Annotated in this window: 12 protein-coding genes and 1 pseudogene; 6 read left to right on the top strand and 7 right to left on the bottom strand. The window is 64.7% G+C overall.

The features are described from left to right. Positions 1-87: 87 nt before the first annotated feature. Positions 88-807 carry a hypothetical protein gene (locus A8G15_RS27615; protein WP_068166337.1) on the bottom strand — a complete coding sequence of 240 codons (720 nt, stop codon included), beginning with the start codon at positions 805-807 and terminating at the stop codon, positions 88-90. Positions 808-1,715: 908 nt separating this feature from the next. Here A8G15_RS27615 and A8G15_RS27605 point away from each other — a divergent pair. The 6 genes from A8G15_RS27605 to A8G15_RS27585 all read left to right on the top strand — a co-directional run bounded on the left by A8G15_RS27605 (position 1,716) and on the right by A8G15_RS27585 (position 8,706). Then, positions 1,716-2,396, top strand: coding sequence for an IclR family transcriptional regulator (locus A8G15_RS27605; protein ID WP_068166333.1), 681 nt, complete (start codon positions 1,716-1,718; stop codon positions 2,394-2,396). A gap of 184 nt (positions 2,397-2,580) precedes the next feature. Beyond that, complete coding sequence (locus A8G15_RS27600; RefSeq protein WP_068166331.1) at positions 2,581-4,941, top strand: cytochrome P450/oxidoreductase; 2,361 nt, start codon at positions 2,581-2,583, stop codon at positions 4,939-4,941. A 40-nt stretch (positions 4,942-4,981) separates the two neighbouring features. Next, positions 4,982-6,346 (top strand): MFS transporter, encoded by a 1,365-nt coding sequence (locus A8G15_RS27595; protein WP_211270253.1) that lies wholly within the window; start codon positions 4,982-4,984, stop codon positions 6,344-6,346. Positions 6,347-6,734: 388 nt separating this feature from the next. Then, entirely contained in the window at positions 6,735-7,550 is an 816-nt protein-coding gene (locus A8G15_RS27590; RefSeq protein ID WP_068166330.1) for an N-formylglutamate amidohydrolase, read from the top strand. A gap of 344 nt (positions 7,551-7,894) precedes the next feature. After that, complete coding sequence (locus A8G15_RS31280) at positions 7,895-8,047, top strand: hypothetical protein (RefSeq protein ID WP_169833951.1); 153 nt, start codon at positions 7,895-7,897, stop codon at positions 8,045-8,047. 38 nt (positions 8,048-8,085) lie between these two features. Continuing rightward, complete coding sequence (locus A8G15_RS27585) at positions 8,086-8,706, top strand: hypothetical protein (RefSeq protein ID WP_245688034.1); 621 nt, start codon at positions 8,086-8,088, stop codon at positions 8,704-8,706. A gap of 839 nt (positions 8,707-9,545) precedes the next feature. On the opposite strand, the gene A8G15_RS27580 is transcribed toward A8G15_RS27585, so the two are convergent. The 6 genes and pseudogenes from A8G15_RS27580 to A8G15_RS27555 form a co-directional block, all read right to left on the bottom strand. Then, a complete protein-coding gene (locus tag A8G15_RS27580; RefSeq protein ID WP_068166327.1) occupies positions 9,546-9,764 on the bottom strand; it encodes a hypothetical protein in 219 nt (72 codons plus the stop codon). Between the two features lie 112 nt (positions 9,765-9,876). Then, a pseudogene (locus A8G15_RS31550) lies at positions 9,877-9,972 on the bottom strand (transposase); the annotation flags it as partial. A gap of 142 nt (positions 9,973-10,114) precedes the next feature. Next, positions 10,115-10,828: a hypothetical protein gene (locus A8G15_RS27575; protein WP_156665591.1), complete on the bottom strand. Its 714-nt coding sequence runs from the start codon at positions 10,826-10,828 to the stop codon at positions 10,115-10,117. A gap of 131 nt (positions 10,829-10,959) precedes the next feature. Next, positions 10,960-12,021 carry a type IV toxin-antitoxin system AbiEi family antitoxin gene (locus A8G15_RS27570; protein WP_082900208.1) on the bottom strand — a complete coding sequence of 354 codons (1,062 nt, stop codon included), beginning with the start codon at positions 12,019-12,021 and terminating at the stop codon, positions 10,960-10,962. Between the two features lie 303 nt (positions 12,022-12,324). After that, the gene (locus A8G15_RS27560; RefSeq protein ID WP_068166321.1) at positions 12,325-12,831 is read right to left on the bottom strand and encodes a transposase; all 507 of its coding nucleotides are present in this window, start codon (positions 12,829-12,831) and stop codon (positions 12,325-12,327) included. 488 nt (positions 12,832-13,319) lie between these two features. Continuing rightward, positions 13,320-13,814 (bottom strand): IS3 family transposase (locus tag A8G15_RS27555; RefSeq protein ID WP_156665590.1); only part of this gene is annotated, 495 nt, incomplete at its 5' end.

Genomic DNA, 13,814 nt, shown 5'->3' with positions numbered 1-13,814 from the left:
CACACCGTCGCCACCGCCGCAGCGGCGGTGAGCACGGTGCGGTGAGCGGCCGGAGTAGACCTTCGGCCGGGGGTTCGATATTCGGCATCAGTCGGGCAACACCGCCGACGCCAGTCGTTCGATCTTGCGGCGGGACTTTGAATCGGAGTCCATGGCGAGATCGGCAGGGGTCTGTCCGGCAGGGAGGCGAGGGGAGGGGCTGAGCCACCACGCGGCGACACCCCACGGGTCCGCGGCGGCATCTACTCGTGCATTGATTGCGGCGACGACGTCGCGAACCGAGGCTGTGGCGTAGTCGAATTGAAAAGCCGGATAGCGGTAACTGTTACCGACGGGCAGGGCTACGACCTTGCCCGCGGCGCGGAGTCGGGAGGCAACCGAGCGATCTGCTGGATCACGGCGCAAGACGGCTGCTACCTGGGAGGCGGTCAGCATGGGGTGGTCGAGGATGTGACGGCGCGCGGCCTTCTCGAGTTCGGCCTGTTCGATGGCGTCGTCAACCAGGTAGGCGCCGAGCTCGATAGCTTGACTGCGGTCGGTCAAGGTCGGTGCCATCGCCAGCAAAGCCGTCACTTGGTTGCGCACCAATCGCATGTCCGGACGGCTGGCGAGTTCGGAGGCAAGAACGTTGATCAGCTCCGTGTTCGACAAGTCCGACAAACGGCGGCGCGCATCCGGCGTGATCGGAGCGTGGTGGCGTTCGGCGACATGCAGGTGCTGGGCGGCAGCGGCGATAGTCGCTCGAGGCGCGCGATGGCCGGCAAGCTTCGGATGCCGTTCACGGACGGTCGACCGGTGAAGGGACATCAAACGCTCCTCGCTACGACTGCACCAATATCGAATAGCGTTGCATATGTAGCGTCGAGCGATGGATACGCCCGCCCCGTTAACTGTCCGTGTCGTCCGAACGGGTGAATCTGCGGGTGACTTTCCTACTCGCCGGTAACAAGTAGGTCTCTCTCGCCGGTGTTCGGTATGCGAATTGGGTTTTCTTGCTGGTCGTCGTGTGGTTCGCGGTGTCGGTGACCGTCGCCGTCCTCTTCGGCCGCGTCATCCGCACCCGCGACGAATGGGAGATCTCACGTACCGAAACGACACGGAGTCTGTGCCTCGCTGGCGACAACGTCCTGATCGAGCACCGGTATACCCGCGAGCCTGTCTGCGACCCCTGAAGGTCAGGTCCGTGGCGTCAACTTGATGATGGCCCTTTCGTGATCGGTCTCGGTCTGGCAGCTCGCGAACTGTGGATTGCCGCTGATCGGATTCAGGCCTGTTTTTGCTTGGTACTGCGAAACTGCTCGGCTCGGACGTCCATGGAGCGTCCGTCGACCTCGGGACGCGCCGTGTCCGACTGGCGCCGGGGTCGAAGTGCCACCTCGATTGGCTGCCGCCCCGGCAGTCGAGATCGCGGTCGGCCCTGAAGGCAGTGAAAGCGACTCCCTGACAATGGGATCCGTATTGATCCGAACCTCCCGTTCGGTGGGGTGATTGCCCCTTCGAGTCGGGTGGGGGAGGCGGATGCAGAGCGCTCGTCGACGAGAGGGCTCCCGGTTTGCAGGGGCGTTCCCCGCATCCGCCTCACCTTCGGACGCCTGCGCGGCGAACGGAACGAGAGCGGATCTGTAGCTTCGGCGCGTATCTGCCGGGCATTCGGTTGTTCTCGGTGGGGGAGCGATAGGCTTCGATGTCGTACGTGTGAGTGTCGAGGAGAATCGTTGAGCACCCTGCAGACCCTGGATCGTGGTCTTCGTGCGCTGGACATTGTGTCCCAGCGACCCGGTGGGGTGACAATCGCCGAGCTCGCTGCCGAACTGGATGTCGCCCGAGCGATCGGCTACCGGATCGTGGCCACCCTCGAAGCGCACTCACTCGTAGCTCGTACCGACGACGGCCGCATCAGGCTGGCCGCAGGAGCGGCGCTACTCGGATCACGCTTTCGACCGCGCCTGCGGGAAGTGGCCCAGCCACTGCTACGCGAGCTCGCGCAGCAGACCTCGGCGACCGCATTCCTGTCGACCCTCGAAGGTGACGAGTGCGTGGTTATCGCTGTGGCCGAACCCGATTCGGGAATCCTGCGTGTCGGCTACCGACTGGGCACCCGCCATCCCGTCTCGCGCGGTGCGGCCGGCATCGCCATCCTGGCCGGCCGCCCCGCATCCGATGACGACACCGACGTGATCCGTCAGGCGCGGGCGGATGGGTTCAGTATCACCGCCGGGGAACTCGAGCACGGCGCGGTGGGGGTCGCGGCCAGTGTGCGGACCTCGCCCGAGCAGGACGGTGTGGGCTTCGAATCCAGTGTCGGGGTCGTCGCCATCGAAGGGCTCGACACCGATCGTGCCGCCGCTGCGGTGATGGACACGGCAGCGCGGATCAACGCGCTGCTCAATATCTGACCGGGGATCCTTCCCGGTCTTCATGGGGACGCTCGTGGAGAGCGTCCCTTTTTTGTGCTCTCGGCACGGAGATATGACCCGGCGTTGACGGCGAGTGTGACCGCCGTTACCGTAGCGATGTGCGTTGAACGAACAAAAATGTTCGTTATTAGTAAAACCGCAGTTCGTAGCTGGGAGACACATCATGACAAGCCAGGTGGACGGCACCGTCCTCGACACCCCCGACTCGGCACCCGAGAGTCGATGCCCCATCGACCACACCGCCTTCACCTCCCCGACCGGCTGCCCCGTCTCCCCACGCGCAGCCGCCTTCGACCCCTTCACCGGCCCGTACCAAGTGGACCCGGCCGCATCCCTGCGCTGGTCCCGCGACGACGAACCCGTCTTCTACAGTCCCGAACTCGACTACTGGGTGGTCACCCGCTACGAGGACGTCAAAGCCGTCTTCCGCGACAACGAACTGTTCTCGCCCGCAATCGCGCTCGAGAAGATCACCCCGACCTCCGAGGAAGCGAACGCCGTCCTCGCCCGCTACGGCTATGCCATGAACCGCACCCTCGTCAACGAGGACGAACCCGCGCACATGCCGCGCCGCCGCGCCCTGATGGAACCGTTCACCCCCGCCGCGCTCGCGCACCACGAGCCGATGGTGCGCCGCCTGACCCGCGAATACGTCGACCGCTTCATCGACACCGGACACGTCGACCTCGTCGACGAGATGCTCTGGGAAGTCCCGCTCACCGTCGCCCTGCACTTCCTCGGGGTGCCCGAAGAAGACATGGACACCTTGCGCGAATACTCGATCGCGCACACCGTCAACACGTGGGGGCGCCCGGCTCCCGAGCAGCAGGTCGCCGTCGCCGACGCGGTCGGCAAGTTCTGGCAGTTCGCCGGCACCGTCCTGGAGAAGATGCGCAAGAATCCCGACGGGCACGGCTGGATGCCGTTCGGTATCCGCGTCCAGCAGGAACAGCCGGATGTCGTCACCGACTCCTACCTGCACTCGATGATGATGGCCGGCATCGTCGCCGCCCACGAAACCACCGCCAACGCCTCCGCCAACGCCTTGCGGTTGCTGCTCGAACACCGCGACGTGTGGGAGGAGATCTGCGCCGACCCGAGCCTGATCCCCAACGCCGTCGAAGAATGCCTGCGTCACTCCGGATCGGTCGCCGCCTGGCGCCGCCTGGTCACCGCGGACACCACCATCAACGGCGTCGCAATCCCCGCCGGGGCGAAACTGCTGATCGTCAACTCCTCTGCGAACCACGACGAACGGCACTTCGACCAGGCCGACGACTTCGACATCCGGCGCGACAACGCCAGCGACCACCTCACCTTCGGGTACGGCAGCCACCAGTGCATGGGAAAAAACCTCGCACGCATGGAAATCCAGATCTTCCTCGAAGAACTCACCCGCCGCCTGCCCCACATGGAACTGGTCCCGGACCAGGAATTCACCTACCTGCCCAACACCTCCTTCCGCGGACCCGACCACGTATGGGTGCAGTGGGATCCGGCGCGCAACCCCGAACGCACCGACCCGACGGTGCTGTCGCAACAACAGCCCGTCAAGATCGGCGAACCGTCGAAGAACACCATCGCCCGCACCATGGCCGTCACCGACCTCGACCCCGTCGCCGACGACACCCTGCTGATCACCCTGCGCGACACGAGCGGGCGGCCGCTGCCGAAATGGTCTGCCGGATCGCACATCGACCTCGACTGCGGCACCGTCTCCCGTCAGTATTCGCTGTGCGGTGATCCGAACGACCGCACCACCTTCCAGATCGCGGTCCTGCACGACCGCGAGAGCCGGGGCGGATCCCGGTGGATCCACACCGAACTCGCTGTCGGCGACACCCTGCGCGTGCGCGGTCCCCGCAACCACTTCAAGCTCGACCCCGACGCGAAACGCTATGTCTTCGTCGCCGGCGGCATCGGCATCACCCCGATCATTGCGATGGCCGATCAGGTCAAGGCCGCCGGAGGCGACTACGAGATCCACTACGCCGGACGCTCACGCACCTCGATGGCGTTCCTTGACCGTCTCGCACGCGACCACGGCGATCGGGTCCGGCTCTATCCCGGCGACGAAGGCACCCGCATGGACCTTCCCGCTCTCTTCGCCGACCCGGAAGAGGGCACCCAGATCTACTCCTGCGGACCCGAACGCCTCCTGACCGCACTCGGCGAGGCCACCGCGCACTGGCCCGACGACACCCTGCACGTCGAACACTTCTCCTCCACCCTCGAAGCCCTCGACCCGGCCAAGGAACACAGCTTCGACGTGGTGCTCAAAGACTCCGGCATCACCGTCCCCGTCGCCGCCGACCAAACCGTGCTCCAAGCCCTGCGCGCGGCCAACATCGACGCCCAAAGCGACTGCGAAGAAGGCATCTGCGGCGCCTGCGAAGTCCCCGTCCTCGACGGCGAGGTCGACCACCGCGACCTGGTCCTCACCAAAACCGAACGCGCCGCCGGCAACACCATGATGACCTGCTGCTCCCGCGCATGCGGCGACAAGCTGACCCTCCAGCTGTGACACCCCGCCGCACCACACAACCTGATCCGAAAGGCACGACATGACCACCATCGAGCAGTCGGGCACGCCGTCGGTCCCACCGGACACCGGCACCCCGACCACCAGAACCCCCTTCAAGCGGGTTCTGGCCGGCAGCATGGCCGGCGCCGTCCTCGAGTGGTACGACTTCGCGATCTACGGCATCCTCGCCGCGACCGTCCTCGGCCCACTGTTCTTCCCCAACGGCAACGCCGTCGCCTCCCTGCTCATGGCACTGGCCACCCAAGGCCTCGGCTTCATCGCCCGCCCCCTCGGCGGCATCGTCTTCGGCCACCTCGGCGACAAATTCGGCCGCAAACCCATCCTGGTCACCACCTTCCTCATGCTCGGCGGCGCCACCGCCGCAATCGGACTGCTGCCGACCTACAGCCAGATCGGCATCTGGGCCACCGTCGCCCTGGTGGTCCTGCGCATGATCCAAGGCTTCGCCCTCGGCGGTGAATTCGGCGCCGCAGTGATCCTCGTCAGCGAATACGGCGAACCCAAACGACGCGGCTTCTGGGCGGCATGGCCCCAGTCCGGCGCCCCGGCCGGCACCGTCCTGGCCACCGTCACCGTCGGCATCCTCGCCCTTATTTTCCCCGGCGACGCCTTCGACAACTGGGGCTGGCGCGTGGCGTTCCTGCTCGCCGTGCCCCTGCTCGTGATCGGTTTCCTGATCCGACGGGGTGTCGAGGAATCTCCGGTCTATCAGTCCGCGCAGGAGAAGGCCGAGTCCGCCGAGAACAAGGCTGCACGCAAGGAATCGTCCAGCATCATCGAGGCTCTGCGGAAACCGCGCCCGCTGCTCCACGGCCTCGGCATGCGTCTCGGCGAGAACATCGCGTTCTACGTCTACACGATCTTCGTCATCGCCTACGCCACGACCTATTTCGACTACACCCGCGGCGCAATCGTCACGACCGTCGCCTTTGCGTCGGTGTGCCAGTTCCTCGGCATGATCGGCGGCGGATGGTGGTCCGATCGGGTCGGACGCAAAATCGCGATGCTCGTCCCCGCCATCTCATTGGTCATCTGGGCACCGATCTTCTTCGCCCTGGTGCACACCGAGAACATGACCGCCCTCGGTGTCGGCGTCTGCGTCGGCGCTCTGCTGCACGGCATGCTTGCCGGCCCCGAAGCTGCATGGATCACGGAGCTGTTCCCCACCAAGTACCGCTTCGCTGGCTCGTCGCTGGTGTTCCAGGGCTCGTCGATTATCGCCGGCGCCCCGGCACCGTTCATCGCGGTGTGGCTGGTCGACCGCTTCAGTGCCACCGCAGTCATCATCTATCTGGTGATCACCATGTCCATCACCGTGATCGCCGTGGCCACCAGCCGCGAAACCAAAGGCGTCGACCTCGACAAGCTCGACAACCTCTACTGACACCACCCTCACCCAAGCCCCACCCGCGCCGACCCCGGCGCCGGTGGGGCTTGGTCATGTCAAAGATCCGCTGATCGCGCGTCCCTCGCCTCCACGAGACCACCCGGCGCCGTGCTGGTGCATGCATCCGTGGTGACGCGGTGGCTGTGCGACGAGATCGCATGCCGGTACGAACTCGTCCCACATCGGTATCGCCAGGTCTGATCTGTCGGTGCGGCCGTGTCCGTGCCACACATGACGCCCGAAACCTGATCGACCCGTAGGCCCTCGTGGCGCACTCGACCCGTCACCTGCTTGGTGAATCGGCATCATCTCGAGAACAATTCGCGTCCCTACCCCAGCATGGAACTGGGACCGTTAGGACGCCGCCACCAAGAAGGAACACCCCGTGCCTCACTCCGCGCTCATCACCTCCGGAGACGACCGATCACCGGTCCTCATCCACGTCCCGCACGCCTCGCGCATCATCCCTCTTGAACTCCGCCCCGACCTGCTGCTGACCGATGTCGAGCTCGCCGCCGAACTCGACGAAGCCACCGACACCGCCACCGACGAGATCGCCGCTGTCGCACTGCGCCACACCCGCCTGAAACCGACGACGGTGGTTAACACCCTCTCGCGGTTGGTGATCGACCCCGAACGATTCCCCGACGCCAGCGAACCGGCGAATGCGTTCGGCAGGGGAGCGGTCTACACCCGTACCTGCTCCAGCGCGCCGCTACGTACCGAACCATATCCCCGCACCGCCCACCTGATCGACACCTATTTCCGTCCCTACGCCGACGCAGTCACCACCGCAGTCGACGACCGCCTACACTCCTGCGGGCGCGCGGTGATCATCGACCTGCACTCCTATCCCGCTACCCCATCCAGCTTCGAGGACCCCGCCGCCGAACGTCCGGCACTGTGCATCGGCACCGACACCGTCCACACCCCCGAATGGCTGATCGACGCCGTTCACGGCGCATTCGCGTCCCTACCCGAGATCGACCAGATCGCCGAGAACTCCCCCTACGCGGGAAGTTACGTGCCGCTGCGCCACTACAGACGCGATCAATGCGTGTCCTCGGTGATGATCGAGCTGCGCCGCGATGTCTACCTCACCGACCCCCGCACCCCCGACGACGCGCGCGTCGACCGGCTCGGTCGTGCCCTCGCCGTCCTCATCGACGCGATCACCGCGCAGGTGGCCGCTGATGTGTAAACCCAAGCCCGGTCCGCGGTGCACCCCGCACATGCGTGCCCGCGTCGCCAAAGCCGTCGCTCGCGTCGAGCTGGCACGTACTCGTTTGGCCGACAACCCAACTCACGCGCGGCTACAAGAGCGACTCACCGCAGCCGAAACCGAACATGCCCACACCGTGGCGCTGTACCACGCCACGCCCGGGGGCCAGAGTGAACTCCGCGCGGCCCTCGCTGCCACCGTTGACCCGAACACGCGGCACGCGCTGACTCAGCGTCTGCACGATGCTGAGAAGCTACGAGCCGAACAGACCGACGCACTGCGCCGCGCCCGCACAGGACAAACCCGTAAGGAAGGAACCGACGATGCACAACGAGGAACCGATGACGCAGGAACGCAGAGAAGCATTTTGGAGGACGTTCGGGTGGAGCCCGGATCTGCCGGAGGACCAGCGCAAGAAGATCGAGGAGTACTGGAGCGATCCGGAGATCGAGGAGGCCGAAGCGCTCGGCTTCTGATCGACGGTCAGCAGATCACTCCGCTGGCCACGCACACATTGTCGGACTCCGTACGCGCGTCCCTTGAATCGCGGGGCCTGTCCGCGCCGCCTCTACATGAGCTGACGCCGACCGATGCCGGGGTCTACCGCGAGCAGATGCTCGAATTGACCCGTAAGAACCCACATGCCGCGTCGGTCTCCGTCTACGACGAGGACGAGTATCGGCAGATGCGGTTGTTGGTCACCGACGACGGCAAGGCCGGTGTTGCGCTCAAAGGCGACGAGGTGGTGTCTGCGTTCGCACACAAGGATTGCGCACATCCCCGCGCTGCCCGCGCGATGCTTCGCCATGCGACCGCGCTCGGCGGCCGTCGTCTCGACTGCTTCGACACCGTTCTTCCCAAGTTCTACGCGGACGCCGGGTTCGTTCCTGTTGCGCGATTGAAATGGAACGACGACTATGCCCCCGACGGATGGGACTACGACACTTTCCGACGCTTCAACGACGGCCGTCCCGATGTGGTGTTCATGGCATACAACCCTGACCGCGTCGATGGCTACTACACCCCCGGCACGGGGGAGTACGTCAATGATTACGACGACGGCATCGCTCGCGCGCAGCAGTACCGCCAGCACCGATCAGCTGTGCCGGGCACTGGGACGCAAGTCGGTCCCTGACAGGACTTGCCAGCTCGACTCTCACTTCGTAGTCCCAGTGGTGCAGCGCAGTACAGTGCTACGAGGCACGGTTCGGCGATGACACGTGCTGCCTTGCTGGAGATCGCGGTGAATCCTATTGGTTGATAGGGGAATTGCCATTAGTACACCGTCGCCACCGAACTCCTGCGGAGCGCGCTTTTCCGGTAGGAACCTGTCCGAGACGGCCGGCGGGCTCGCGTTCTGTGCCGGACCGGTTGATGCGCCACGGACGACGTCCCCACCTCGTGTCCGCCTCCAGCGACACCGCTACGCCGGCAGGCCCGGCCTTGCCGGTTGAGACCGTTGCTCGGGTGGCCGGGACAGCGGCCCGCTTCCGCTCCGAGTCGACCCGTTGCAACTACGCCGCCGACGGGACCCGGTTCACTGCCTGGTGCCAGAGGGAATGCCATGGGGCGTTGCCGGCGCATCTGCCGCTGCCTATCTCTTGGCCTCGGCGTCGACGGTGACCGAGGCGGGGGAGCGGGCCTACTCCCCAAGGCACGTTGACACGGTGGGTCGCCGGGATCGGCTACCACCACCGCCGCGCCGGCCATCTTGCCCAGGGCAACGACGAACTTGTGGCCGCCACCTTGTACGGGATCCGCCGCGACGGCGGGACAGCTGCCCCACAACCCCCGGGCACCGTTGCTCACCGCCGACATCGTCACCATCGTCGAGTGTGCGCGCGCCGACTGCAACGGCTGGGCCGACGAGCTCCTCGAATGCCGCGACAGCGCGATCCTCATGTTAGGCTTCACCGGAGCGTTCCGCCTCGCCGTGTCGGGTCGGGGTTCGCGGCGCACGTCCTGCCAGTTGATTCACGCGAACACCGTTATCGGCGTCACCGCCGCTAATCGGAGATCGTGGTCGAGCAGGAACCGTGCCAGATAGAGCACGTCGAACGCATACGCCCGCACCGTCGCCGCGCTGAACCCGCGCCCGGCCAGATGTTTCAGGAACGCGTTCGCCGCAGCGCAGCCTTCCCGCTGGCCGTCGATCACATAGCGGTCGCTGCTGGTGCGCACCCGAACGGTCATCGCCTGCTTCTTCTCGATCGAGCCAACACCGCCAGCATGCGCCCCACATCGCCGTCGGCCTTGGACCTCACGCCGCACTCATGAGCGTGTCGTGGGAGGGTCGATTAACCGATCGCGGATTGTCGGACCAGATCTGCCGCCAGATCTGTGTTGGGAAGGCGGTGAACGCCAGCAGGGCCACTCGGGCTGCGTCGAGATGCTCCTCGGTTACTGCGAGTCGAATCCGTCGGCGCCCGAAGTTGTGGATGACGTCGCGGACCTGCTCGGCGCTGGCACCGCGCTCGGGTCGGTGATCACCTTCGGTAGACGACCACGCAGTACTTTGACGACGATACGAGCAGGCGGCGTCTTCATGTATGCGCAGAGCGGAGGGTCTCGGACCATCCGAGGGTGAGGGCTGCGAGAAGTTCTTCCCGCCGACCAATGTCGGGACTCCACGTCGAAAGAGCAGCATCGATGTCCATGCGTGGTGCAAGAACCTCACCGCGGGGACCCGGCCAGCGGGCGGCGAGTTCGGCGAGGCGCTCGAGGCCGACTGTGGCGGCGACGTCCTCGCCGAGCAAATACGCCAATGCGCGGTCTTCGTCGAACTCGAATTTGTCGAGGATGTCGAAGCCGTGGTGGGGGTCGCCGTAAAGACGGTCTTTTGCAGCCGGGGACGTGATGTACCAGTACAGGGCCGCGGCGATGTCGGGAGCGTCCTTGTATCGGCCGCTCTCGCTCCGGTCCAGCCAGGCGACGAGTTTGAGCGCTGTGTATCCGGCCACTGTCGGGATCCGGATCGCTCCAACGGTAGGCAACGAGAGGTGATAACCGCGGTCGAATACCTCTTGAAAGCCCCAGACGCTCAACGACCTGTTCGGTGGATCGGGTACGAACCCCGTCGGGTCCTCAATAGGGCCGAAGGGAACGAGGTCGGTGAGAACTTCACCGACCTTGTACCGAATGCCGGTTCCGCCACTCGCCGGCAGATCGGTGACTATTTCTCGATAGGCTTCCCAGTTCGCGATGGCAATAGCCAGATCCAGATCCTGGGTCGCGCGCAGGGGGAAGGCGTGCCCCAATGCGTCGTGGAGTACGTCACGGCACTGTGCTCCGAGGACCATCAGGTCGGACGGTTGCAGGTGATCTGCACGAGCCAGAATCTTCGAGCAGACGTGATCGATGATCTCGAGGCGCGCGGGATCACACGTCGTCAGATCGAGCACAGCGTTCTCCAGGTCTCGGCTACTTCGCGGAGCCGGGGGTCGTTGAGGGCGAGCAGGTCGGCGTACACGAGAGGCCAGGGTGCATTGGGTGGGCCGTCCCGCTTGCTGTCCTCACTGCCTGGATGCTCGTCCGGTGGCGTCCAAAATTTCTGCAGCACTCTCACATTGGGAACCTGATCGGGGTCGTCCCTCCACCGGTTCACGAAAGCGAGTTTGCGATCGAAGTGCTCGACGTAGACAGTCAAGGTGGTGGGGTGCTGGATGTCGACTCCCTCAGCGGATTCACCACTGAAAAAGAACTCTTGGTCGGGGCGCAACGGCTGGAAATGGGTGGGCTCGTCGGTATAGAAGCGTGCAAGGGTGAGCCGCTTGCGCAGCCCCCGTGGATACTCCAGAGCCCATGGCTGCAGTATCTCGTGAAGGGCATAAGGGCGTAGTGGCACTCCCCGACGGAGGAAACCCGCTTCTTCGAGCAAGTTGAGGGTGTCGTGTGCCTGACCGATCGAGACGCCGGAGGCGTTTGCGATGTCGCGGATCTTCATCTCGGTCAGCTGAGGCCAGGTCAATAGTGCGAACACAACCTGCGAACGACGGGGACTGAAAAGGTTGTGCGTCAAGCGCAACCCCCACTCGTCGTGCGCTCGGTGGGTGGGAAGTTTGGACCGGGCGTCCGGGGTATGTGTGCTCGGCCTTCTGCCTCGCACATCGACGTAGACATCTCCGAACTCGATGTAGGCGTTGCCGAGAGTGTCGATGTACTGGATTTTCTGATCGCGAAAGGCCGTTGCGCTGCGCTCTGTGATGCGCTTTCCGACCACCAGGAGCGGTGCATCGATTTCAGGTGGGCGGAGATGCGTGATCTGTGTGAGCGTCATCGCTGCGGCGAAGACCAGTGCGTAGTGCTGAACGTTGCCGCGGCGAGAGAGGACTGCTTTTGCCTCGAAGCCTCGATCTGGTTCCGTGACCCAGTGCAGACTTGTCAGCTCGAGACCGACGGAGCTGAGCAGTTCAGGAAGCAGTTCAGCGAGGTTATGGACTCGTTGATCCATCGTGACACCCCCTTGTTCAGTCCTAGTCCCTTTTCAGTTTAACTGAACAGGACCGAAAACTGAACAAGAGACAGTACTTGGAACGGTTGGGGCTGGAAGATTCAACGCTCCAGCGTGACCGCTGGTCAGTGCCAACGCAGCAGTGACAGGCAGCGCAGGCCGAGAACATTCCCTTCGCTGTCGCTATCGTGGTCACCGCACGGTGGCGGGGAAGCTGTCAGCGGTCACATAATTCCCCAGGTTGAAGGGTTCGTCGGTCACGTAATTGGATCTGGCGCAATTTCGTGATTCGTTTGGCGCACTTCATACGTAATGAATGACGCGATGAATGACGCGCTTACGGAGCAGGTCGAAATGGGCTCGCCCGTACATCTGTCGTTTGAGCATCTTGACGCGGTTCACGTGACCCTCAACCGGGCCCGAACTGTACTCCAGGGTCAGTCCGGCGGTGACGGCATCGAGATCGCGAAGCAGACCAACAGCGAAGGACCGCAAGGCCGGTGAACCGTCGCAGCGGACGCGGGTAATCCACTCCTGTATCTTGTGACCGCGTCGGCCGACCATGATCTCGGCGAAGTGCCGCACGAGCCGGCAGGTGGTGGCCAGCGCCGAGCTGCGCGTGAGCAGGGCCTTCCGCCCGGCGCGGTCCTCGTCGGTGAGGGGATCGGGATGACGAGCGAGCCATCCGGTGACCTGTCGGATACGGTGACCTGTCGGATACTCGGCGCAGCGGGGCGTGACGGCGGCGGGGTGGCCCCAGCGCGCAGCGGATAGACGAATCGTGCGACGGTCTTGACGCTGCCGCGACATCCGAGTGCGGTGATCTCCCGGGTGAGCAGCGCAGCGTCGAGACACCCGGCGCACAACGCTGCCGAGCCGCAACAGCACACCGTGTCGTGCACCGCGAGAACACCAGTGTTGCGTCGGCACATGCGGCGGAAGAGAAGGCCGTAGAGCGCGACGCCACGCTCGTTGCGGCTGCAACACCAAAGAGTGTTGCCTTCGCGGTTGACGCATCTGATGTGTGCAACGCACCGCACGGTGCATCACAGGACGAGTCCGCGGAGTCCGATGTTGCAGGTGGTGCCACCGCCGATCAGACACGCGTTACTGGTGTTGCCGCGGACAATAGTGCCGTGAGGCAACGCGCAACGGTTACCCGCAAACCCCGGCCGGGTTGCATCAATTCCTCGCCGACGGCGAGTTCACCGACTCGGTGAAGAACGTTGCCGCGATGCTCATCGACGAACCGCACCTGCGACAAACGGGACTGCTGCACGATCGGGTGACAGTTTCGGTCACGCAGCCTGTGCGGCTGGTGTGGTCATGATCGTCTCGAACTCGACAGGCGTCAATCTGCCGAGCCTGAGCTGACGTCGCCGGCGGTGATAGGTCCGCTCGATCCAGGTCACGATCGCAATGCGTAGCTGCTCGCGTGTGGCCCAACGCTGCCGGTCGAGGACATTTTTCTGTAGGAGCGCGAAGAAGGACTCCATCGCGGCGTTGTCGCCGGCCGCACCGACCCGGCCCATCGACCCGACCAGATCGTGGCGGGCGAGGGCTCGGACGAATTTCCGGCTACGAAATTGCGACCCACGATCGGAGTGGACCACACACCCGGCGACCGAGTCCCGCCGTGCTACTGCGGATTCGAGGGCGGCGACGGCAAGCCGGGACTTCATCCGATCACTGATCGAGTAGCCGACGATCCGGTTCGAGTAGACGTCCTTGACCGCACACAAGTAGAGCTTGCCCTCCTCGGTGCGATGCTCCGTGTAGGGGTCGGACCGGGG

Source organism: Rhodococcus phenolicus (assembly GCF_001646785.1).
In the GTDB taxonomy this organism is placed as follows: domain Bacteria; phylum Actinomycetota; class Actinomycetes; order Mycobacteriales; family Mycobacteriaceae; genus Rhodococcus; species Rhodococcus phenolicus.
Note: the sequence above shows the minus strand (reverse complement) of the source record. Positions and strands in the feature narration are given on the sequence as shown.

Bases quoted from the DNA above. Each gene is read 5' to 3' on its own strand.
- A8G15_RS27615 (WP_068166337.1), bottom strand. From the start codon at position 807: ATGTCCCTTCACCGGTCGACCGTCCGTGAACGGCATCCGAAGCTTGCC.
- A8G15_RS27600 (WP_068166331.1), top strand. From the start codon at position 2,581: ATGACAAGCCAGGTGGACGGCACCGTCCTCGACACCCCCGACTCGGCA.
- A8G15_RS27595 (WP_211270253.1), top strand. From the start codon at position 4,982: ATGACCACCATCGAGCAGTCGGGCACGCCGTCGGTCCCACCGGACACC.
- A8G15_RS31280 (WP_169833951.1), top strand. From the start codon at position 7,895: ATGCACAACGAGGAACCGATGACGCAGGAACGCAGAGAAGCATTTTGG.
- A8G15_RS27580 (WP_068166327.1), bottom strand. From the start codon at position 9,764: ATGACCGTTCGGGTGCGCACCAGCAGCGACCGCTATGTGATCGACGGC.
- A8G15_RS27570 (WP_082900208.1), bottom strand. From the start codon at position 12,021: ATGGATCAACGAGTCCATAACCTCGCTGAACTGCTTCCTGAACTGCTC.
- A8G15_RS27560 (WP_068166321.1), bottom strand. From the start codon at position 12,831: ATGTCGCGGCAGCGTCAAGACCGTCGCACGATTCGTCTATCCGCTGCG.